Annotated in this window: 19 protein-coding genes; all 19 read right to left on the bottom strand. The window is 53.2% G+C overall.

Annotated features, from left to right (window positions below; translation table 11 throughout):
• Nucleotides 1–2,613: a DNA polymerase I gene (gene polA / locus DWY25_RS03100; RefSeq protein ID WP_117893512.1), complete on the bottom strand. Its 2,613-nt coding sequence runs from the start codon at nucleotides 2,611–2,613 to the stop codon at nucleotides 1–3.
• A gap of 526 nt (nucleotides 2,614–3,139) precedes the next feature.
• Nucleotides 3,140–4,186 (bottom strand): metal ABC transporter solute-binding protein, Zn/Mn family, encoded by a 1,047-nt coding sequence (locus tag DWY25_RS03095; protein WP_181981667.1) that lies wholly within the window; start codon nucleotides 4,184–4,186, stop codon nucleotides 3,140–3,142.
• 92 nt (nucleotides 4,187–4,278) lie between these two features.
• Nucleotides 4,279–5,064 carry a site-2 protease family protein gene (locus tag DWY25_RS03090; RefSeq protein WP_117893506.1) on the bottom strand — a complete coding sequence of 262 codons (786 nt, stop codon included), beginning with the start codon at nucleotides 5,062–5,064 and terminating at the stop codon, nucleotides 4,279–4,281.
• Nucleotides 5,054–5,653, bottom strand: a complete 600-nt coding sequence (locus DWY25_RS03085) for a peptidoglycan DD-metalloendopeptidase family protein (protein ID WP_117893503.1) — start codon at nucleotides 5,651–5,653, stop codon at nucleotides 5,054–5,056. The genes DWY25_RS03090 and DWY25_RS03085 overlap by 11 nt, the downstream gene beginning before the upstream one ends.
• Before the next feature lie 67 nt (nucleotides 5,654–5,720).
• Nucleotides 5,721–6,830: an AI-2E family transporter gene (locus DWY25_RS03080; RefSeq protein WP_117893500.1), complete on the bottom strand. Its 1,110-nt coding sequence runs from the start codon at nucleotides 6,828–6,830 to the stop codon at nucleotides 5,721–5,723.
• A 167-nt stretch (nucleotides 6,831–6,997) separates the two neighbouring features.
• Complete coding sequence (locus tag DWY25_RS03075) at nucleotides 6,998–7,765, bottom strand: SDR family NAD(P)-dependent oxidoreductase (RefSeq protein WP_039864314.1); 768 nt, start codon at nucleotides 7,763–7,765, stop codon at nucleotides 6,998–7,000.
• A 165-nt stretch (nucleotides 7,766–7,930) separates the two neighbouring features.
• Entirely contained in the window at nucleotides 7,931–10,681 is a 2,751-nt protein-coding gene (locus DWY25_RS03070; RefSeq protein WP_117893497.1) for a heavy metal translocating P-type ATPase, read from the bottom strand.
• Nucleotides 10,682–10,917: 236 nt separating this feature from the next.
• Nucleotides 10,918–11,694: a septum site-determining protein MinD gene (minD, locus tag DWY25_RS03065; protein ID WP_072684233.1), complete on the bottom strand. Its 777-nt coding sequence runs from the start codon at nucleotides 11,692–11,694 to the stop codon at nucleotides 10,918–10,920.
• Nucleotides 11,682–12,260 carry a hypothetical protein gene (locus DWY25_RS03060; RefSeq protein WP_117893494.1) on the bottom strand — a complete coding sequence of 193 codons (579 nt, stop codon included), beginning with the start codon at nucleotides 12,258–12,260 and terminating at the stop codon, nucleotides 11,682–11,684. The genes minD and DWY25_RS03060 overlap by 13 nt, the downstream gene beginning before the upstream one ends.
• Nucleotides 12,242–12,790 (bottom strand): hypothetical protein, encoded by a 549-nt coding sequence (locus DWY25_RS03055; protein ID WP_117893491.1) that lies wholly within the window; start codon nucleotides 12,788–12,790, stop codon nucleotides 12,242–12,244. Before DWY25_RS03055 ends, DWY25_RS03060 begins: the two co-directional genes overlap by 19 nt.
• Entirely contained in the window at nucleotides 12,787–13,635 is an 849-nt protein-coding gene (mreC, locus tag DWY25_RS03050; protein ID WP_039864310.1) for a rod shape-determining protein MreC, read from the bottom strand. The genes DWY25_RS03055 and mreC overlap by 4 nt, the downstream gene beginning before the upstream one ends.
• Nucleotides 13,636–13,676: 41 nt before the next feature.
• Nucleotides 13,677–14,363, bottom strand: a complete 687-nt coding sequence (radC, locus tag DWY25_RS03045; RefSeq protein ID WP_181981666.1) for a RadC family protein — start codon at nucleotides 14,361–14,363, stop codon at nucleotides 13,677–13,679.
• Nucleotides 14,345–14,830 carry a hypothetical protein gene (locus DWY25_RS03040; protein WP_117893485.1) on the bottom strand — a complete coding sequence of 162 codons (486 nt, stop codon included), beginning with the start codon at nucleotides 14,828–14,830 and terminating at the stop codon, nucleotides 14,345–14,347. The genes radC and DWY25_RS03040 overlap by 19 nt, the downstream gene beginning before the upstream one ends.
• 123 nt (nucleotides 14,831–14,953) lie before the next feature.
• Nucleotides 14,954–15,163 carry a hypothetical protein gene (locus DWY25_RS03035; RefSeq protein WP_006059009.1) on the bottom strand — a complete coding sequence of 70 codons (210 nt, stop codon included), beginning with the start codon at nucleotides 15,161–15,163 and terminating at the stop codon, nucleotides 14,954–14,956.
• Nucleotides 15,150–15,989, bottom strand: a complete 840-nt coding sequence (locus tag DWY25_RS03030; protein WP_117893482.1) for an HAD family hydrolase — start codon at nucleotides 15,987–15,989, stop codon at nucleotides 15,150–15,152. The genes DWY25_RS03035 and DWY25_RS03030 overlap by 14 nt, the downstream gene beginning before the upstream one ends.
• 176 nt (nucleotides 15,990–16,165) lie before the next feature.
• Complete coding sequence (locus DWY25_RS03025; protein WP_117893479.1) at nucleotides 16,166–17,311, bottom strand: amidohydrolase; 1,146 nt, start codon at nucleotides 17,309–17,311, stop codon at nucleotides 16,166–16,168.
• Nucleotides 17,312–17,314: 3 nt separating this feature from the next.
• Nucleotides 17,315–18,460, bottom strand: coding sequence for an amidohydrolase (locus tag DWY25_RS03020; protein WP_117893476.1), 1,146 nt, complete (start codon nucleotides 18,458–18,460; stop codon nucleotides 17,315–17,317).
• A gap of 154 nt (nucleotides 18,461–18,614) precedes the next feature.
• The gene (locus DWY25_RS03015; RefSeq protein ID WP_181981665.1) at nucleotides 18,615–19,580 is read right to left on the bottom strand and encodes a nucleoside hydrolase; all 966 of its coding nucleotides are present in this window, start codon (nucleotides 19,578–19,580) and stop codon (nucleotides 18,615–18,617) included.
• A 175-nt stretch (nucleotides 19,581–19,755) separates the two neighbouring features.
• Nucleotides 19,756–21,069 carry an HlyC/CorC family transporter gene (locus tag DWY25_RS03010; protein WP_117893470.1) on the bottom strand — a complete coding sequence of 438 codons (1,314 nt, stop codon included), beginning with the start codon at nucleotides 21,067–21,069 and terminating at the stop codon, nucleotides 19,756–19,758.
• Nucleotides 21,070–21,209 lie beyond the last annotated feature (140 nt).

The raw sequence follows: 21,209 nt of genomic DNA, 5'->3' as shown, positions 1-21,209 counted from the left end.
TTATTTCGCCTCGTACCAGGTATTGCCGATTTTAGTTTCCGCGACTAACGGCACCTTCAGTTCCATCGCGTGCTCCATTCCTTCCTGGATAATCGCGCATAACGCGTCCAGCTCGCTTGGCAGCGCGTCAAAAATCAATTCATCGTGAACCTGCAGGATCATTTTGGATTGCAGGCCCTTTTCGCTGATCGCCTTGTCGATGCGGATCATCGCCAGCTTGATCAGATCGGCGGCAGAGCCCTGGATCGGCGCGTTCATCGCGGCGCGCTTGCCGAATTCACGGGTCATGTAATTCTTATCGTGAATCTCCGGCACTTCCCGGCGCCGGCCCAGCATCGTCGCGGTATAGCCGTGTTCCTGGCAGAAGCTGATCACCTGGTCCATGTATTTGGAAATGTTCGGATAACTTTGCAGATAGCGCTCGATGAATTCCTTGGCCTGAGCGCGGCTGATATCCAGCTGCTGGGACAGGCCGAAATCGGAAATGCCGTAGACGATCCCGAAGTTGACGGCTTTGGCCTGGCGGCGATGCTTCGCGTCAACTTGATCAAGCGGAATCTGGAACACGTCGGACGCGGTTTTGGTATGAATATCGACGGCATGCCGGAACGCGTCCAGCAGCCCCTGCTCGTCCGCCATGTGCGCCAGCATTCTTAATTCGATCTGGGAGTAGTCGGAAGCGACCAGCACGTTGCCCTCGCTCGGCAGAAAGGCCTTGCGCACTTCGCGGGATTCCTCGTCGCGGACGCTGATATTCTGCAGATTCGGTTCAGTCGAAGACAGCCGGCCGGTCTGAGTCGCGCATTGATTGTAGATCGTATGGATTCTTCCATCCGGATGAATGTATTTTTTCAAGCCTTCGGCATAAGTGCTGTACAGCTTTTGATATTTTCTGAATTCGAGCAAATCGGCGATGATCGGATGCACACCCAGCAGCTTTTCGAGCACGTCGGCCGAGGTTGAGCGCTTCTTCCCGCTGGCCGGCAGTCCCAGCTTGTCAAACAAGACTTCGCCCAATTGTTTCGGCGAGTTGATGTTGAAGGTCTCCCCGGCGGCTGCGTAAATGGCGTCGGTCAGCGCATCCAGGCGGGCCTGGGTCTGCCGGGCGATATCGTCGAGCGTCTGGGAATCAATCCGGATGCCTTCCTTTTCCATCTTATACAGCACGACGGCTAAAGGCATTTCCACATCGTAAAACAGCGAAACGATTTCCATCTCGTTCAGCTTCGGCTCGCTGTCCTTCCACAGCGCGTCGATCAGCTGGATTTTCTGGGCGCACAGCTGACGCTGAAGCTGCGGCTCCGGCAGCTTCATCTTGCCCGGTTTGCCATACACCTCATCCATCGTCACCGTTTCCGTCAGACCGAATTTCTCACGGATCTTCTGATCACTGGTCAGCGTTGAATCACACAGGAATGCAGCGATCATCGCGTCGATTTTCATCCCGTTGATCGTCAGTCCCGCACCGTCGGCTAAATGCAGGCAGGCTTTGACGTCGTAGACGATCTTGGTCTTCTCCCCGGCCAGATACGCTAACAGCGCTTCATCCTGGTGGACATCTTCGATCGGGATGTAGACAGCCTGGTCCTGATACGCCAGCGCCAGACCATGAACATCAGCGAAGTAGACTGACGGCTGATCCTGGTCGAGCACCAGGATCGCGTTGTCCTGCAGAAGTGCTTCCGGACAGCGCCGGACTTCCGCCACGGTCAGTGTCGGCTGCGAAGACAGAGCTTCGGCTTCCGCCTGCTCGCTGATCTGGGTAGAAAGCTTGCTTGCCAGCGAGTTCATCTCATAGCGTACATAAAACTGACGCAGCGGCTCCGGCGTGATGTGGAACGTGAATTCTTCCGTTTCAAACGGAATCTCAACGTCGGTTTTGATTGTCGCCAAACGTTTGGATAACAGTGCCTGATCCTTGAAGGCTTCAACGTTTTCTTTCAGCTTGCCCTTGAGCTGGTCGGTGTTGGCGATCAGATTTTCAACCGTGCCGAACTGTTCCAGCAGCTTCAGCGCCGTCTTTTCACCGACCTTCGGAATTCCCGGGATGTTATCGGACGCATCGCCCATCAGTCCCTTGAGGTCGCGGATCTGATCCGGCGTGATCCCCATCTTTTCCTTCAGGCTTTCCACGGTCATCTCCTCGATATCGCTGATGCCTTTTTTCATCAGCCAGACCGAGGTCGTCTCGTCGATCAGCTGCAGCATATCGCGGTCGGAGCTGAGCACGTTGATATCCCAGTCCGGATATTTCTTGATCATTGAACCGATGATGTCGTCGGCTTCGATATCCGTCATTTCAAACTGTTTAATCCCCGCCGCTTCCAGATATTCGCGCACGATCGGAAATTGTTCCACTAACGCGTCCGGCGTTTCCTTGCGGCCGCCCTTGTACTCGGCGAACAGCTCGTGGCGGAAGGTGTGCTTACCCTTGTCGAAAGCGACGAGCATCGCGTCCGGCTGGATGATATGAACAGCTTTGTTGATCATCATCGCGAACCCGTAAATCGCGTTGGTCGGAATCCCGGTCGACGTCGACATCGGCCGCATAAAGGTTGCGTAAAATGCTCGGAAGAGCATGGAATTTCCATCGACTAACAACATTTTTTTCATGGCTGGATCTCCTTTTGTTTTTAAACTAGATTCAGCTCTTATTTTACCATAAGCCCTGGTGAATATCAAAAGAAGCGCAAGCTGGCGCATAAACCGCAGCTCTATCCGTCTAAATCTTAATTGATGTTTTCTGTGAATAAATTTCTGATTCTTTAATAGTGTAGGGTTTTGTTGAACCGCGGATGCCCGTCCGGACAGAATCGATTTTGGGTCTTATCAAAATGGATTCAAACCGACAGATTTTTGTCGTCATCAAAGGAGGGCAATTCTATGGAACATTCCCTGGAACTTTTTGTCACGGTGGTTTTAAAAGTTGGTTTGCCCTTGATCGAATGTTCGATCAACTTTCCTGACGGAATTTCAACTCTTTTCTCTTCTTTCTGAGTTAATTGAGCTTCTGAGTCATCAATTCCAGAATCACAGCTCCGCTTATTTTCCATTACGCCTGTCTTTAAAATCCGCTGCTTAAAATAAAAACGCGAAGAGAACTTTCCCTCCGCGCTGAAATCCAAATCCGATGCGCCGATCAGGCGTCTTCATCCTCGTTTGCGGCCTGATCGTCCGCCGCCGGCTCCTGAACCGCTGGCGTCAGATCGTCCTCCGCCATGCTTTCCAGCTGATTCAGATTTTCGACCATGATCGACAGATAATCCTTATTATCCTCGCGCTGATCCGCCGATAAGCTCGACAGATTGCTCAAATCCACCCGCTGCAGGTTCAACTCGGCCGAAAGCTGATCGAACAAAGCAAGCATATCCTCCGTCATGTTCGGTTCATACGCGATATACTTCACGTTGTCCTCCACGATCTTGGTCTTGATGATATCCAGCTGCTTTTCATTTGGCAGCACGCCGTATTTTGACAGAATTACCGGATAAACCTGAATGCCGTATGTCTTCTGCCAGTTGCCGAAGCTGGCCGTCATCGAAACGAATTTAATCGTTTTCTTCTCATTCTTCAGCGTGCTGGACAGACTTTGATACTCAGCGTCCAGGCGCACCAGCTCGCTTTCCAGCTGACTGTAATTTTCTTCAAAATAACGGCTTTCCTCGACGTAATTCTCACACAGCCAGTCGCGGATTTCCTTTGCCATGCTCGTCATCGCGATCGGATCCATCCACAACGCCAGATCCTTTTCATTCACGTCGATCGAATCAAAGGCGTCACCCTTGTAATACGCGCTTTCGACAAACTGCTCGACGTCGTTGGCGATGACGCGGGTGTAGCGCTTAAACGAGTAAATCGAATTATTGACGGACAAATCCTTAACCGCCGCCGAACTGGCCGAACGGATTTCCGGCAGCACAAGCTGGAAATACGGCTCAAGCTGGCCGATGTGCAACACTAAATCGGCGTCTTTGACGCGCTCTTTCAAATCGCCGGCCGCCGCCGCGCGCTGGACGATCGTGTCGTCCTGCAGGCTCTGGATCTCAATCCGGTCTCCGCCGATCTTTTCCAGCAGATATCCTAACGGATAAACCGTATATACTACCTTTTTCTTATCGGTTGCGCAGCCGGTTAAAGAGGTCAGCAGCAAGCCCAGAAGAACTAGAAGAGTAATTTTCTTTCGCATGGATGTTCCTCGCTTCCTTTTAGGATTATAGCATATTCCGGCCTTGAAAAAAACCCTCTTTCCGACAGCCTTTTCGCGTCTGAACTCGCTGTTTAAATCAACCAGCCGCGCGGTTGGGATGGAAGCGGACCCGTCTTGCCAAAACGCCGCGTCAGCCATTGTTTTTCATCGAGCAGTCCCCCTGGTTCCAGGATGACGTTATGCCGCTGGCGGTATAAATCCTGTTTACGATGCAGCTTTAAGGGATGGGAACAGGGATGAATCAAGCGGTACAGGTAGAAATGCTCAGCCTGATACGCCCGCTGATGCCAACTGATCAGGTTGACGGCGAACAGAAATCCGAACACCCCAAGCGTCATCGGATTGCAATTCATCAGTTTGACAAATGCCAGCGGCATCCCGAGCGCCGATAACCCAACCGTCAGCGCCTGCGCGGTTCGATACGGCAGAAAGCAATGCCACAGCGACTGCACAATCCGTCCGCCGTCCAGCGGATACAGCGGCAGCACATTAAACAGAAAAACCGACCGGTTGATATCCAGCACCCAGTCGAGCATGACCGGCGAAACCCAGCCCAGTTTTGCCAATCCCCCGTAAAGCAAGGGAATGACACCATGCATCGCCAGGCCGCCGGCCAGAATCACCAGCTCCTCCCACGCATCCCCATCGCCGAAATGCTCCAGCGTCAGCGCCAGCCCGAACGGCAGGATTGACAGCTGGCGAATCGGATAATGGAAAAACCAGGCCCAGAACGCATGACCGCTTTCATGCAGCGCCAGAATGAAGAAAATGTGGCCGAGCGGCACAGCGGCGTGAGAAAAAAAAGCCAGGGCTGCCACCAGAATGGTAAAACCGCTGACTTTGATTTTAACCGGCATTGCCTATCGCCCGCTCCAGTGTAACCGGCTGGCCTTGTTCGCTGAATTCCAGATAGACCGCATCCTGCACCGCCCCCAGAGCCGTACCCTTTAAAATCCGGTCATTGAGATGAACCTGGACCTCCTGCAGCGCGCCATAGGTCACCAGCACTCCGTTATCCTGCTTCACCATGACGATCGATCCGCTCTCCTGTTCGCCGATGTATAAGACGACGCCGTCAGCGATGCTCTGCACCTGATTGCCGGAAGCGGGTTTATAATAATGATCCTGAATCAGCTCATAGCTGACCGCCGCTGCGACCGGCTGCTCCTTACCAAACCATTTTTCAAACGGCAGCCAGGCCGATAAGGATTTTAAATGCAGCTTTTCTGAAAGCACTTCGATCTGTTGGAGGACAGGTTTGGGATCCACCCATTGCTGCTTCTCGTTGATCATCCAGCCTAAACCCAGGCTGGCCCCGACCATCGCCAGCATGGCCAGACCGTAAATAAGGGTAAATAACGGACTTCCCGGCGCTTCATAGGCGCGCGGACCCGGCGTTTTGCGGCGGGCGGATATGCGTTTTCTGATATGTTTGATCTCACTCATGGCTGATCTCCTCCCCTGATACTACTGTATGCGGACAGGCAAAAGAAAAAGAACGGCGAACCGTTCTTTATTCATCTTCTGAAGGCAGCGGATCGTAGCGCTCATTGCGGAAACGCACGAGGTTGACGATCACCCGCAGGCTCATAAATACCGGAATCGAGATCATGATCCCGATCGGTCCCAGCAGCATTCCGCCCGCAAACACGCACAACAGCGTCCACAGCGGCGGCACTTGCGAACTGCGGGAATGCACGATCGGTGCGATGATGTAGGCATCGACCATCGAAAGCACGCAGATTCCGCCGATTAAAAACAGAACCTTCGGCAGCGGCAGCGTCAACGAGGTCAGAATGCCGATAAAGTTGGCGACTGTTGCGCCGAAATACGGCACGATCAATCCGATGGAGGTCAGAAGCGCGATCGTGACCGCGCTCTTATGTCCGATCAACATGTACAGCAGCGAATATTCGAGGAATTTGATCGCCATCAGCATCAGCAGCGAATGCAGATAACCGCTGATTTCCGCGTTCACCGCACTCAGATAGATCGGCAGTTCCTTATCGATGGTGCGCGCTAAGTTGAAAATCGTCTTGCGGATCTTCTCAAAATCAAACAGCACGTAGACTGAAATGATAAACGCGAACACCGCGTTGGTCAGAAAAGAAAGCACCTTGGAAATCAGCTGCGGCAGCAGCGCCGAGAAGTTCGGCAGCCAGCTTTTCGTATCGTTGAGCAGCGTTGTGATCTGCTGGAAAATCCCGGCGACTAAAATGTTCGGCGCGTTTTCGTTCATTTCCACATATTGTTGATAAAGCCAGTTCAAGCCGGAAATCATGGAGTTGATCAACTCGGTGGTCTTGTCGTAAACCATCGGCACGACCATCATCAAAATCCCGATCAACAAAGTAAGCATTCCCAGGCAGACCAGCGGAATCGCAATCCTGCGCGACACACCCTTTTTCTGCAGAAATTCAATAAACGGATGAACGACATACGCGATCCCAAACCCGACTAAAAACGGCGTCAGAATCAGCCGCAGCGTCGTCAGCCAGCTCATCCAGACATTTGAGGTCAGGGAAAGGAAGTACAGAATCAACAGGATCAGCAGTACCTTCAACAGGTTCTTCAGTGACAGCTGTTCCTTAAAGTAGGCGTTCATTTTATGCAGCCATCCCATCCGTCATCCCTCCCCTTGCGTGTCTTTATTTTATCATTATTCAGATTAAAAGGAAACCGAAACGAACCGGGAAAGACGGCGGCTGAACGGAAGGAAGCAGAAGAAAAGGACAAAAGACGGCTTGTCCTTTGTCCTGATCAGGGAATGAACGCCATGGGCGATCAAACTTAAACTAACGAGGTTCCTCCGTCGACGACGACATGCTGGCCGGTGACGTAGCTGGACGCGTCGCTGGAGAAGAACAGGATTGGTCCGCTGACTTCCCCGCGCCGGCCCGGACGGCTCATCGGGCACTGGGCGCTGTAGCCTTGTAAGAAAGCTTCCGACTTGAACAGTGTGTTCTGCGTCATCTCCGACTCAAACAATCCCGGGCAGACGGCGTTGACCGTAATGTTGAATTGACCATAGGAACAAGCCATGCCCAGCGTCAGACCAAGCACCGCCGCTTTGGAAGTATTATACGCGTGGCGGATAAACATGTCGTTCTTATCGCCGATCAAAGCATTAACGGAGCTGATGTTGACGATCTTGCCATAGTTGCGGGCCTTCATGTGCGGGATTACATATTTGCACATCATATAGATCCCCTTGACGTTGATGTTCATCGAGCGGTCCCAGTCTTCCTGACTCAATGTATCGACCCCGCCGCGGACAGCGACGCCGGCGTTGTTGAGCAGAATGTCAATCCGTCCGAAGTGTTCGATCACGGTCTGCACGGCTTTTTCAATACTGGCTTCGTCGGTGACGTCGCAGCCGACCGGCAGCGCGTCAATGCCCTTGGCCCGCAGTTCCTCGGCTAACGCTTCCAGCTTATCCTGACGGCGCGCTAATAACGCGACGTTAGCTCCGGCCTCGGCATAGGCCCGGGCCGCATCCGCGCCCAAACCGCTGGACGCCCCGGTGACAACGGCGATTTTTCCTGTTAACTCAAACATCAGTAAATCCTCCTTCCGGACTTTGCAGTCCTCTTGTAATTTCAGTATAACAGGAATTTCCAGATTTGATTTAGGCAATTATTAAAATTTGTCGTAATTTCACAAGTTAATTGATGGACAATGTAAAAACCGGTATTTTTTGCAAATACCGGTGAATTAAATCTCTTATTTCCCGCTTTTCAGAGCCCGCATCGAGTTGAGAATCGCCAGCAGCGTCACGCCCACGTCGGCGAACACGCCCATTCCCATATTGCTTTTTCCAAACAGCGTCAGCATCAAGACACCGATTTTAATCGCCAGGGAGAACACGATGTTCTGGCGCAGAATCGCATGCGTCTTGCGGGAAATCTGAATCGCGGTCGCCAGCGCTGCCGGATCGTCCTTCATCAGCACGATATCGGCCGCTTCGATCGCTGCATCGCTGCCCACGCCGCCCATCGCGACGCCCAGATCCGCCCGTGCCAGCACCGGCGCGTCGTTGATGCCGTCGCCGACAAACGCCAGCTTCTTCCCTTCCGGCTGCGCCGCCAGAAGCTTTTCAACTTGTTCTACCTTATCCTGCGGCAATAGCTGCGCATAGACCGTATCGATTCCAATCTGACCGGCAACCGCTTCGGCAACACTGCGGTTATCCCCTGTCAACATAACGGTATTGCGGATGCCCGCCTGTTTCAGCTGGCGGATCGCGGCCTTGCTTGTCTTTTTGATTCCGTCGCTGATCACCAGCCAGCCGAGATATTCGCCTTCCTGGGCAACATGGATGATCGTGCCGATCTCATCGACCGACGGACAATCGATTCCGTGCTTCTGCATCAGCTTGGCGTTGCCGAGCGCCAGCCTCCGGCCGTCGACTTCCACCTCAACGCCTTGGCCTGAGATTTCCTGATAATTGCGGATTTTCTGATTCTCAATCGGTTTGCCGTAAGCCGCAACAATGGAGCGGGCGATCGGATGGGTGGAATAGGCCTCGCCATAAGCCGCTAATTCCAATAACGCATCCGCTTCGGCATGAACCGGCTGTATCCGGGTCACGCTGAATTTGCCCTCGGTCAGCGTTCCGGTCTTATCAAAGACGATGGTGTCAACGTCTTTTAAAATCTCTAAGAAATTGCCGCCCTTCACCAGAATTCCCTGCCGGCTGGCGCCGCCGATACCCGCAAACAGCCCCAGCGGAATCGAGATGACCAGCGCGCATGGACAAGAGACAACCAGGAACGTCAGCGCCCGGTACAGCCAGACGTCAAACGAACCCATTTGAAGCAGAAACGGCGGAATGATCGCGACCAGGATCGCCGCCACGACGACCGTCGGCGTATAAACCCGGGCAAACTTGGTGATGAAACGCTCGATCGGCGCTTTTTTAGAACTGGCGTTCTCAACCAGTTCCAGAATCCGCGATACTGTGGATTCGCCGAATTCTTTGGTGACTTTCACCTGCACGACGCCGCTCAGGTTAACCATGCCGGCCAGAATTTCATCTTCCTTCTGCACTTCCCGCGGCAGACTTTCACCAGTCAGCGCGCTGGTATCCAGCGATGTCGTGCCTTCAAGCAGAATCCCGTCCAACGGCACCCGCTCGCCCGGTTTGATCAGAATGGTTTCCCCAATCGCTACGGTTTCCGGATCAACCCGCAGTTCTTTTCCTTCGCGCAGCACCGTCGCATAGTCGGCGCGGATATTCATTAGCGAACCGATTGATTTGCGCGAACGGTTGACAGCGTAAGACTGGAACAGCTCGCCAATCTGATAGAACAACATAACTGCGACGCCTTCCACATAATCGCCGATCGCAAACGCACCGATCGTCGCCACGCTCATCAGGAAGGTTTCATCAAACCATTCGCCCTGCAGGACATTGCGGATCGCACTGTAAACGACTTCCCCGCCGATTAAGATAAAGCTGACCAGGAAAATCAAGAAAGCATAGCTTTGTTCCTGTAAGAAAATCCCGGCGATAAAGAAAACGATGCCGGCCAACAGCTTGGCGTTCTGCCGGAAGAAACCCGGCTGGGCCGCTTCCGGTTCGGGTTCCGTTTTTTTCGAGCCAATCTTCATTTCCACTACGTCGACATCCGGTTCCAATTTCTTAACGACAGCCGTGATCGCCGTAATCAGCTCCGCCCGATCGACAGACGGTTTGGCATCGACAAGCAGCGTTTCCGTGGAAAAGGTAACCGAAGCTTCCTGAACCTGCGGCAGGCCATTCACCGCTCGTTCGATCTTCGCCGCGCAGTTTGCACAGTCCAGACCGGCTAAGCGCAGTTTTAGTTCGCCCTTGACCGCCGAATGATCAACCTCGGACAAGGCTTCATGGTTGTGGCCGCAGCCGCAGCCCTCGCCATGATGTTCATGACCTTCATCACAGGCGCAGTGTTCATGGTGATGTTCATGATCGTGACCACAGCCACACTCCTCATCTTCGTGATGGTGATGATGCTCATGACCTTCATCACAGGCGCAGTGTTCATGGTGATGTCCATGATCGTGACCGCAGCCGCAGCCCTCATCCTCGTGATGATGATGTTCATGGTCTTCTCCGCACTTGCAATGTTCATGGTGATGTCCATGATCGTGACCGCAGCCGCATTCCTCTTCTTCGTGATGGTGATGATGCTCATGACCTTCATCACAGGCGCAATGTTCATGGTGATGTTCATGATTTTCAGTATGCGGCTGGCGAATGGCGCCATCCTTTTTATCCGTTACTTCCACAACATGAATATCTGGTTCGGCTTTCTTCACAGCCTGGATGATCTGTTCCTTCTTGGATTCACCTTCAAATTCCACGATCATCTTTTTGTGAACAAAATCAACGGTCACTTCGCTCAAACCTTTAATTTTGCCAACCTGGCGCTCCACCTTTATCGCACAATTTGGGCAATCCAGTTCCGGCAGCGCGTACACTTCTGTTTTCATAGTTTTTTCCTCCAGCTAAAATGTTGGATGTTCCCTCTTTAGGAACAGGGCTGATGAAAACGCAACAGAGATTCTGTTATATATGAACATGTGTTCATATGTTTTCTGATCACATTATAGACTACTCCTATTGTGTTGTAAATAGGAAAAAATATTTTTCTTTCTTTTTTTGATTCCTGCACTTTCCGTGCTCATTTCATTTTAAATGCAAAGAAAAAAGACCGCCACCGCGGTCCTCAACCAAACAATTTCTGGATGATATTTTTCTCTTTAAATTTCGGCAGCGCCGCTTTCTCGCCCAACAGCCGCTGAGCGATCACGGTGTAGCATTGCGAAGTGATCGTGCTGCGCTTGAACGCCATCGGCACACCGCGGTTGTTGCAGGCAATCAGGTTTTCATCCTCATAGACTAACCCAATCACTTCCAACCCCAGCCAGTCCGCCGCTTCCTTGACGCTTAACGAAATGCCTTTTTCAATGTAACGGGGATTAACGCGGTTCATCACCAGCCGGATCGTCGTCTTGCCTTCCTTTAACAAGATCCCGATCACGCGGTCGCTGTCCTGCAGGGCCGCGATATCCAGCTGCACGACGACTAACGCTTCATCCGCGCAGCACATCGCGTATTGGAAACCGCGCTCAATTCCAGCCGGCGAATCCAACAGGATGAAATCGAACTGATCCTGCAGCTGATCGATTACCGTCGTCAGATCTTCCAGCTTTAACCGGCCGATATTGACCGTCCGGCAGGCCGCCATGAGAAAAAGATTTTCACAGCGCTTGTCCTGGATCATCGCCCGGCTCAGAGGACAGCGGCCTTCGACCGCGTCCTTCAAATCATAGAACACGCGGTTTTCCAAGCCCATCATCACATCCAGATTCTTCAAGCCCAGATCCATGTCGATCATACATACTTTTTTGCCTAATGACGCCAGCGCGATGCCGAGGTTGGCGCAGACCGTCGTTTTGCCGACACCGCCTTTGCCGCTGGTGATCATGATTACCCTTGCCACACTTCTTCCTCCTTCAAACTCAGACTCATGCATCTCTGATTCTCATAATACACACAGACTTTCGCGAAATTTGTCAGATTCTGCCAGTCGCTGTCTGAAATCTTGACGCGGGCATGATCCAGTCCCATCGCGATCAGCTGGCAGGCGGGATCAAGCAGGCGGATCTGCCCGGCGACCGTGCCCAGGACAATCAACGGTCCACTGCCGCGCATTTCGATCTGGATTGGCTGGCGCACATCATGAAGCAATACGGCCGCGCCTTCCAGCTGGATCGGCTCGCCTGCCCGCAGCGGTTCACGGATCACGGTCAAATTGCCCGGGACTTCCGGTTTCTTCTGGATATAAAGTCCCCGGCAGACGCAGCCGGTTGCCTGCAGGATCTCAAACAGCTGTTTCAGCCGCTCCGCACCCGGATCGCTGTCAAAAAAAACTTCGGCCGGATGACCGTCGCGGGTCTTCAGCAGCCGAAGCTTGGCCTCCAGCTCGACGGCCTGATCCTGCCATTGTCGGCAGTCCATGCGAATCGTGAGTCCGGAGTTTTGTCCGATTATTTTAACTGTTCCCATCTGAGCTTCTCCCCTTTTCTGCGGATTGACTCCCGCCGGATCTGCAGGGTCTGCCGCTGATCATTCATCCAGATCACAAGCAGGATCGGCGCCAGGTTGCCGACGAGCGTCGTCACCAGACGCTTGCTCAGCCATGTCATCAGCGACATCGCCGACAGATTGCTTGCGGTCATATAGAAGTATATCAGAAGCTCTTTGACGAAAATGATCGAAAGTAAGAGGATCATCAGTTCTAATAATGAAGAACTGATATGCTTGCTCCAAATATGAATCAGAAACGCGCACGCCATGCACACCAGCGAGCTGAGCATGAAGTGATCGGCGTTGAGAAAATCAAATACCATCCCCGCCGCAAACGCCATGAACAGCGAATCCAGAAGATTTTTCTGCCGCACCGTCAGCATCAGCGCGCAGAAGCCCATACAGGGAATGAAAACAGAATGATTCAGCGCGAAATCAAACGGAAACAGCGCCGTGAGAATCATGTCGGCAATTAAGCCAAGACCGATGAAGGCCGCTTCATAAATCATTGCGAAGCCCCCTGGCGGCGAACGACGCAGACATAGTTAAACGACTGGAAATCCGCGGACGGCCGGACGTAAATATTCATGCCGACCGCATTGCTCAGCTCCTCGACCTTACTGACCGTGCCGACAAGCAAGCCGGAAGGAAAGACGCCGCCCATACCGCTGGTTACGACGCGCATCTCTTCCGTGACGGTCGCGCCGGAAGTCAACAGCTGCATCACAAAAGCCTGTTCGTTGCTGTCATATCTCACCAAAATGGCATCGACCGTTTTCCCTTCGTCGATCTCAATCTTTACGGAAACCTTATTCAGACCGTCTTCCGCAGTGATCAGCTTCACCGTCGAAGTGTGTTCGTTGACCTTCGTCACCTTGCCGACCAATCCCTTCGGGGTGATTACGGCATAGTTTAACCCGACCCCGTCGGCGCTGCCGACGTCGATCGTCAACAGGTTGTTCCAGGCCTCCTGGGTGCGCGAAAGCACAGTTGAAGGAATCAGATCGTAATCGGAAACGATCGTTTTCAAGTCCGCGATCTGTTTCAGCTCCTCAATCTGCCGCTCGGCTTCCGCCAGTTGCCCCTGCAGCGAGGCAATCTGGTCGACCTGAGTGCGAAGCAGGTCGTTTTCCTGACGGACCTGCCACAGCCGTGAAAACGAGGTAAAGAAATCCGTCACCGTCGTGACCGGATAATCAATCAACGAATATTTAAGCATGGAAAAGACGTTATACCCCTGCCGGCTGATTTCACTGAACGGGGTCGTCACGCTGACGACGTTTAAAATTAACGACAAAGACAGCGAAATGCCGATCAGCCAAAGCAGTATTTTTTGAAAACGATTCAGTTTCATTTTATCACCTGCGTCTATTATACGGTGATTGCCCCCGAACTTCAATCTAATAATCCGTGGGCGCGGAAGCTGAAATACTGCGTGGTTCCGACGATTAAATGATCCAATAGCTCGATTCCGATCAGCTCGCCGGTTTCTTTTAAGCGCTGGGTAATGATCCGGTCGGCCAGACTTGGGGTCAGATCCTGGGACGGGTGGTTATGCACGACCAACACGCGGCAGGCCGAGGCCAGCAGCGCTTCCTTAAACACCTCGCGGGGATGGACGATGCTGGCGTCCAGCGTTCCTTTGAACAACAGCCGGTGCTCTAAAATGTGGTTTTTCGCGTCGAGATAAATCGCTAAAAAGTGTTCCTGCTGCTTGCCGCCGATTTCCCGTCCCAGCCAGGCCATCAGCGCTTCCGGATTGGAAACGACGTCGATATCGCGGGTTTGTTCCTCGCTGATCCGCCGCGCCAGCTCGAAACACGCTAAAATTTCCAGGCCGCGGACCTGGCTGATGCCTTTGATCTGCATCAGCTCTTTGAGCGTCAGCCGGGACAGGCCGCGGACGCCCTGACTGCGCTGAAGCAGCTGATCGGCGATCATCAGACTGGACGCTCCCGGCACGCCGCTGCGTAAAATCAGCGCCAGGATTTCCTTGTTGGAACAGTGCTCAATTCCCTGGTGCAGCGCTTTTTCGCGCGGCCGTTCCTCACAGGGCATTTCTCTTACGGTTGTGATGTACATCCCTCCAATACCGATGCGGTCTGACCTTGGCTTAGCTGCTGGCGTTGGGTTTCGTTCAGCGAACAGGCGCGTTCCATCCATTCGTAATCCAGATCGATCATCCGCTGGCGGCACTGGCGGGTGACTTCCGGATCCAGACTGACGCCGACGGCGACGATCTTGTATTCACCGCGTGTATAGGTCACGGGCGTGAATCCATCCTGTTCTAAAAACGCTGTCAGCTCACGCACGGAGCTTTCCCGAGCGAACACCCCGGCCTGAATCCAGCTCAGCGACGATGATCCCTGATCGTCGGAAATCACCGGCGCCGCTGATTCCGGCTGCGTGCCGGGCGTAACGGTGACCTCCAGCGAATCCGCGGGCGCCGAGCTTGTTTCACTGATCCGCGCAAACAAGCCGAAATACAGAACGCAGAAGCCCAGTGACAACAAGACGGCCATCATGGTTACAATCGAACTTTTTTTCATTTGGCTTCACCTCTGGTATCAGCCTATGAAAAACATGACCTGTTCAGTCAGACCGCTCACTTACAATATTCGCTGAAAATTCGATTTTGCCTGCCTTAAAAACGAAAAAAAGGAGATTTTTTCCTATTTTTCTCCTTTTTCCGTGTTTTCTTTCTGAAACAAGCTTGTTTTTAAGGCTTCCGGGTCAGCGGACGCCGCCAAGGCCAGCGTGATAATCCGCGCCAGCAGCGGTTCGATTTTCTCCGGTTTGCCCTGGTGATCGTCAAACTGAACCTGTTCGATCAGCTCCGCGCTGGTCACGGCCAGTTGTTTGATCGCACTATACCGTTCCATGCGCGCGCTCCTTTTCGTTCCGTTCTAAAATCATCGCCACGGCCTGAGCGAACGCGCCTTCCTCGCAGCTGCCCAATACGAAATCAACCTGTTTTTTAACCGCCTCCACGGCATTGGACGGGGCAAACGACAAGCCGGCTTCCGCTAACATTTCCCGATCGTTGTTGCCATCGCCGATCGCCGCCAGCGCCTGCAGCGGAATACCGTGACGACCACACAACTGCTTCAGCGCCAGCGCCTTGTGCACGCCTTGCGGCGTAACGTCAAGAAAGCCCGGGCCGGAGCGCGTTAGGGTCACGTCCTTCAAGACGGCGCGGGCCTGGATTTCAATTTCATCCAGCTGCTGCGGATCGCCGGTCAATCCCGCCATACACGCCGGTTTTGTCATGTAGGAAAAGAAATCGGAGCCAACGACGAGAAAATCAATTCCAACGACGGTGCGGTCGCTGTCTAATGAAGCGTCGTAGCCATCAGCGACCATCAAATCTTCCTGCTGCACCGCCAGCGTCACGCCTGGATGCGCGTCGGAAAACTGCTTCAGTGTTTTAATTTGATCGAGAGTTAAGCTGTGCAGCACCGTGCGGATACCGCAGCGGCAGTCGATCAGCTCCGCCCCGGCGGAGGCGATAATCATTCCACCTTTTTCCCGCATATCCAACTGCGCTTCCAGCTTACGCACCCCGGCATAAATCCGCGCTGTCGCGAGAACCAGTTCGACGCCCTGGCTGCGCAATGTATCCGCCGCCTTCAGATTCATCTCAGGAATCGCGTAGGTTTGATGAGAAAATAAAGTATGGTCAATATCAGACGCTAACATTCGGATCATAGACTTCGCTCCTTACTTCACAGGTTTTGCCCGTCTGTCCTTGGGACAGGGTCATTCAACCGCAACTCTGCTTTTCACTATATCATAAAATTCCACCGGCGCGAAGCCCCGCACTTCCCCCAAACGTAAAAAATCCTGAAGCTTAATCAAAGCGGTCAGGATTTCTTGATTCTATTTTAGGCAACGATCTCGCCGTTGATCAGAACCGTGCGGACCGTCGTGAACATTGCCAGCGGATCGCCGTCGGTGATGACGATATCCGCGTCCTTGCCGACCTCTAACGAACCGACCCGGTCGGCGATGCCCAGATGCTTCGCCGGATTGATCGTGATCGCTTTCAGCGCTTCGGTGTGATCCATCCCGGATTTGACCGCCAGACCCGCCGACATCGCCAGATATTTTAACGGCACGATCGGCGCGTCCGTCACGATCGAAACCTGCAGCCCGGCTTTGCTTAAAACGCCGGGAGTCGTAAACGTCATGTTGCGGATTTCAAACTTACTGTTGGCGTGCAGGTTCGGTCCAACGGCCAGCGGTACGTTGGCCGCCTGCAGCTGCGGCAGGATAAACTGACCTTCCGTCACGTGTTCCAGCGTCAGCTTCAGATCGAATTCCTTCGCGATCCGGATCGCCGTGCAGATATCGTCAGCCCGGTGAGCGTGCGCTTTGAGCGGCAGCTGTTTGCGGACGACCGGCAGCATCGCGTCCAGCTTCATGTCGAAAGCCGGACGTTTGCTCGGATCCTGACGGGCCTCGCTGAGCTTCATTGAATATTCGTTCGCTTTAAACAACAGCTCGCGCAGCTTCGCCGCCGTCGCCATCCGGGTGTTGTTGTTTTTCCCCTGGTAGCAGCGTTTCGGATTTTCGCCGAAAGCACACTTCATCGCGACTGCTTCCTTGACGACCATCTCGTCAACGCAGGTACCAACGGTCTTCACGGCCGCAAATGTACCGCCGACCACATTCGCGCTGCCCGGCCCGGTGCCGATCGTCGTAACGCCGGCCGCGGCCGCTTCCTTAAACGAAGGATCGAACGGATTGATCGCGTCAATCCCGCGCAGCTGAGGCGTGATCGGATCCGTCGATTCGTTGGTGTCGTTGCCCTCGAAGCCGATTCCGTCTTCATACAGACCGATGTGGCAATGACAGTCGATAAATCCCGGGTACACCTGCAGGCCTGTCGCGTCGATGATCTCGCAGCCTTCCGGAACCGTTAGGTGTTCCCCGATCGCCGCGATTTTTCCATTATCAATTAAGATATCCGCAATGGCCGGACCTTCGCCGGCCATCGTGGTAACCGTCCCGTTTTGAACTAACCGCATCCCTTACGCCACAACCTTTCCGTCGATGATAACGATTTCCGGCTGCGCCGAGACCTCAAAGCAGCTGCCTTCCATGACCAGGATATCCGCGTCCTTACCGATTTCCAGCGAACCGACGCGATCCTCAATGCCGATATGCTTGGCGGCGTTAATCGTAATCGCCTTTAACGCATCCCACTCCTTCATGCCGGATTTGATCGCCAGTCCGGCACACAGCGGCAGATACTGCTGCGGAATTACCGGCGAATCGGTAATGATCGAAACCTGGCAGCCGGCGTTCGCCAGAATACCCGGGGTTTCAAACGTTTTGTTGCGCAGCTCAAATTTGCTCGCATGGGTCAAAGACGGCCCGACCGCCATCGGCACCGGTTCGTCCTTCAGCTCGTCGACGATCAGATGCCCTTCCGTCACATGTTCCAGCGTGATCTTCACGTTGAATTCCTGCGCGATCCGCAGCGCCGTGAAAATATCGTTGGCCTGATGGGCGTGCGCCTTCAGCGGCAGCTCGCCATGCAGCACCGGCCGCAGCGCTTCCAGCTTCATATCGTAAGCCGGCAGCTTGCTTTCATCACTGCCCGCGGCCAGCACCTTCCGGTCGTATTCTTTGGCCTTCAAAAGCATTTCGCGCAGCTTGGATGCCGTCGACATCCGGGAATAGTTATTCTTATCTTTATAACAACGCTTCGGGTTCTCGCCAAACGCGCATTTCATCGCGACTTCCTTTTTCACGATCATCTTATCGACGCGCTTGCCGACCGTCTTGATCGCCGTAAACGTACCGCCCAGCACATTCGCGCTGCCCGGTCCGGTGCAGACGGTTGTGATGCCGGCCAGCGCCGCTTCACGGAACGTCGGATCCATCGGATTGATACCGTCGATCGCGCGCAGCTGCGGGGTCAGGATATCCGTCATCTCATTGCAGTCGTCGCCCTCAAAACCAATCCCGGAGCCGTCCAGGCCAATGTGGCAATGCGCCTCGACAAAGCCTGGATAAACGTTTTTATCCGTCGCGTCGATGATCTCGCAGTCCTGCGGCACGATCAGATTCTTACCGATTGCTGTAATCTTGCCCTTGTCCGCCAGTACGTCCGCAATATACGGTTCCTCATGAACCGCGTCGTGCACCCATCCGTTTTTAATACAAATCATAGTTCGCCCTCATTTCTTTCAATAGGTTCATTATACAAAATTTTACAAAAAATGAAAGCAATAAAATTAGAATTTCATCGTTTTCATTTTATTTACATTCAATTCAAAGAAGCTTGACATTCTCTTGCTTTCGATCTTGTTTCTCCTAACATTTTCACCTTGCAGATGAACGATTTCCCAAAGATCGTTCCAGCGCGTGGGTAAACAATTCCAGAAAGCGCGGAACATCAGCGTCGATCGCCATCTGGTGATCCTTTTGCGGATCGTTCAGCCGCGTCAGATCAGCGACGGTTCGGCCCCGCCCGGCAGTCTCTTCCAGTTCGACCTTGAGGTTAACCGGCATCGTTGTGATCAGATCCGGATGCAGCGCCGCCACGGCCGCCAGCGGATCATGGAGCGGACAACCGGCCAGACGCCGCTTATCAGTCTTGTAATAATCGAGATAGAACTGCATCAGTCCGCCGACTAAATCCGCCGCCGGGGTCTTCAGCGCGCGCAGATGATCAATGTGAGCTTGATCGTATAGCGTCTTTAATGTCACATCTAAGCCCACCAGCACTAACGGCAGACCGCTGGTGAACACCTCGGCCGCCGCTTCCGGATCGACGCGGACATTGGCTTCCGCAAACGGTGTTTCATTTCCCGCCACCGTCAGCGCCCCAGCCATGCAGACAACCCGGCCAATCTCGTTTTTGAAGTTCGGATTCCGGCGCAGCACCTCCGCCAGCGTCGTCAGAGGACCGGCGGTCAAAAGCGTCAGTTCGGATCCATGCCGGCGGGCGGCTTCCAGGATGAATTCCACCGCCGGCTGCGGCTGAACCAAATCCGGATCCGGTTCAATCCGAGCCTGACCGAACCCCTGTTCGCCATGCACGACGCGGCACATTGCCGTCGGTGCGAAGTCCGTTCGCGTCAGGGGATGCGCCGGCCCGGCGTAGATCGGGATATCAGTTCGTCCCAGCGCTTTTAACAAGGTTTCCGTATTCTCCAGCGCCTGTTCCCGAAACACGTTGCCGTAGGTGCAGGTAACGCCGATCACCTCCGCCATAGGATCGCCCAGGGCATAGCTCAGCGCCAGCGCGTCGTCGATACCAGTATCTAAATCCAGGATTATTTTCATCACGAATCCTCCTTGTTTTTCTGTTTCCATTTTATGCCTGTTTATGCTGAACCGCAAGTTTTGGATGAATATCCTGTTTGCCGTTTTCTCATCCTGTTCTGCCTGACAAAAGGTCTTCAAATCGGCGAATTGAAAAAGCTGGCATACTGCCAGCTCTATTCATCCTTCTCCTTGTTTAAAACGAAAGCATCTTCATACCGCTTTGTTTCTTTGACTTGTGATCGTCGTCTTCCTCGCTCTGATCCTGCGGGATGACGCTGACCTTCACCTCGATCACCTTGCGGGCGTCGGTCTGCGTTACCGTGACGACCAGATTCTTGTATGTGAATGATTCGCCGACCTTCGGAATCCGTTCCAGCTCATGGATAACCCAGCCGCTGACCGTGATGAAATCGTAATCTTCTTCATCTTCCAGACCGAAGAATTCAAACATATCGTCCAGATCCATGTCGCACTCGATCAGATAAGTATTCGGATCCAATTCCTTGTAATACTCCTTGACCTGATCGTGCTCGTCGTAGATTTCACCGACCAGTTCTTCAAGAATATCCTCGAGCGTAATGATGCCGGCCGTTCCGCCGTACTCATCCAGCACAACCGCCATGTGGGTCTTGGAGCTCTGCAGCTGTTTCAGCAGCGATGAAATCTTGACGTGCGGGCTGGTATATAACAGCGTCTGCGTGATCGACTTGAACGTGCCCATGTGGTTGTAGTATAAGTTATAGAAGTCCTTTTCATGAATGACCCCGACAATGTTGTCGATCGAGTTTTCATACACCGGCAGACGCGAGAAATTGTTGTTGCGGAACATCAGCTCGATTTCATCCAGAGAGTCCGTGACGTCCACGGCGATCACATCGACCCGCGGCGTTAAGATATCCTTGACATCCAGATCGTTGAACTCGATCGCAGCGCAGATCAAATCGCTTTCATGCGCTTCCAGATCGCCTTCGTTCTGGGCTTCCTCAACGATGGTCAACAGTTCTTCCTGGGTCATGGAATCGTCGTTTTCAACTTTGAACATCATCGAAAGCAGCTTCTTCCACAAACTGAACAGAAAGTTGATCGGGGTTAAGAGCGTTTGGATAAAACCAATCACGCCCGCAACCGCCATCGCAAACTTCTCCGGCGTTTCCTTCGCGATGCTTTTCGGTGAAATTTCGCCGAAAATTAAGATCACGATCGTCATGACCGCCGTCGACAGACTGACTCCGGCATCGCCGAAGCCCAAATTCTGCACGAACAAAACCGTCGCCAACGACGAAGCCAGAATATTGACCACGTTGTTGCCGACCAGGATCGTAGATAACAGCCGGTCGTAGCCGTCCGCCAGCTCCAGCGCTTTCTGCGCCTTGCGGCTGCCGGCCGAAGCCATATTTTTTAATTTTATTTTATTGATACTGGAATACGCCGTTTCCGTTGCCGAGAAAAAACTCGAACAAAAGACCAGAATGGCTAAAATTCCAATCAGCGTCATCGTATTACTCATTTTACCTCTCTCCTTTTTTATCCTTCTGATTTATTTTCTGATCTTCCTCTCAGAATCGGATAACATGATACCGGATGAACATTCTGATTCTTGACAGCTTCATCCAGACCGGAGAGGGCAAGTGCCCTAACTTAACCGTG

The organism is Holdemania filiformis (assembly GCF_003459085.1).
GTDB classification, from domain to species: Bacteria; Bacillota_I; Bacilli_A; order Erysipelotrichales; family Erysipelotrichaceae; genus Holdemania; species Holdemania filiformis.
Note: the sequence above shows the minus strand (reverse complement) of the source record. Positions and strands in the feature narration are given on the sequence as shown.

Excerpts from the sequence above, each read along its gene's own strand:
- polA (WP_117893512.1), bottom strand. The coding sequence starts at position 2,613 with ATGAAAAAAATGTTGTTAGTCGATGGAAATTCCATGCTCTTCCGAGCA.
- DWY25_RS03095 (WP_181981667.1), bottom strand. The coding sequence starts at position 4,186 with ATGCGAAAGAAAATTACTCTTCTAGTTCTTCTGGGCTTGCTGCTGACC.
- DWY25_RS03090 (WP_117893506.1), bottom strand. The coding sequence starts at position 5,064 with ATGCCGGTTAAAATCAAAGTCAGCGGTTTTACCATTCTGGTGGCAGCC.
- DWY25_RS03085 (WP_117893503.1), bottom strand. The coding sequence starts at position 5,653 with ATGAGTGAGATCAAACATATCAGAAAACGCATATCCGCCCGCCGCAAA.
- DWY25_RS03080 (WP_117893500.1), bottom strand. The coding sequence starts at position 6,830 with ATGGGATGGCTGCATAAAATGAACGCCTACTTTAAGGAACAGCTGTCA.
- DWY25_RS03075 (WP_039864314.1), bottom strand. The coding sequence starts at position 7,765 with ATGTTTGAGTTAACAGGAAAAATCGCCGTTGTCACCGGGGCGTCCAGC.
- DWY25_RS03070 (WP_117893497.1), bottom strand. The coding sequence starts at position 10,681 with ATGAAAACAGAAGTGTACGCGCTGCCGGAACTGGATTGCCCAAATTGT.
- DWY25_RS03060 (WP_117893494.1), bottom strand. The coding sequence starts at position 12,260 with ATGGGAACAGTTAAAATAATCGGACAAAACTCCGGACTCACGATTCGC.
- DWY25_RS03055 (WP_117893491.1), bottom strand. The coding sequence starts at position 12,790 with ATGATTTATGAAGCGGCCTTCATCGGTCTTGGCTTAATTGCCGACATG.
- mreC (WP_039864310.1), bottom strand. The coding sequence starts at position 13,635 with ATGAAACTGAATCGTTTTCAAAAAATACTGCTTTGGCTGATCGGCATT.
- radC (WP_181981666.1), bottom strand. The coding sequence starts at position 14,363 with ATGTACATCACAACCGTAAGAGAAATGCCCTGTGAGGAACGGCCGCGC.
- DWY25_RS03040 (WP_117893485.1), bottom strand. The coding sequence starts at position 14,830 with ATGAAAAAAAGTTCGATTGTAACCATGATGGCCGTCTTGTTGTCACTG.
- DWY25_RS03035 (WP_006059009.1), bottom strand. The coding sequence starts at position 15,163 with ATGGAACGGTATAGTGCGATCAAACAACTGGCCGTGACCAGCGCGGAG.
- DWY25_RS03030 (WP_117893482.1), bottom strand. The coding sequence starts at position 15,989 with ATGATCCGAATGTTAGCGTCTGATATTGACCATACTTTATTTTCTCAT.
- DWY25_RS03025 (WP_117893479.1), bottom strand. The coding sequence starts at position 17,311 with ATGCGGTTAGTTCAAAACGGGACGGTTACCACGATGGCCGGCGAAGGT.
- DWY25_RS03020 (WP_117893476.1), bottom strand. The coding sequence starts at position 18,460 with ATGATTTGTATTAAAAACGGATGGGTGCACGACGCGGTTCATGAGGAA.
- DWY25_RS03015 (WP_181981665.1), bottom strand. The coding sequence starts at position 19,580 with ATGAAAATAATCCTGGATTTAGATACTGGTATCGACGACGCGCTGGCG.
- DWY25_RS03010 (WP_117893470.1), bottom strand. The coding sequence starts at position 21,069 with ATGAGTAATACGATGACGCTGATTGGAATTTTAGCCATTCTGGTCTTT.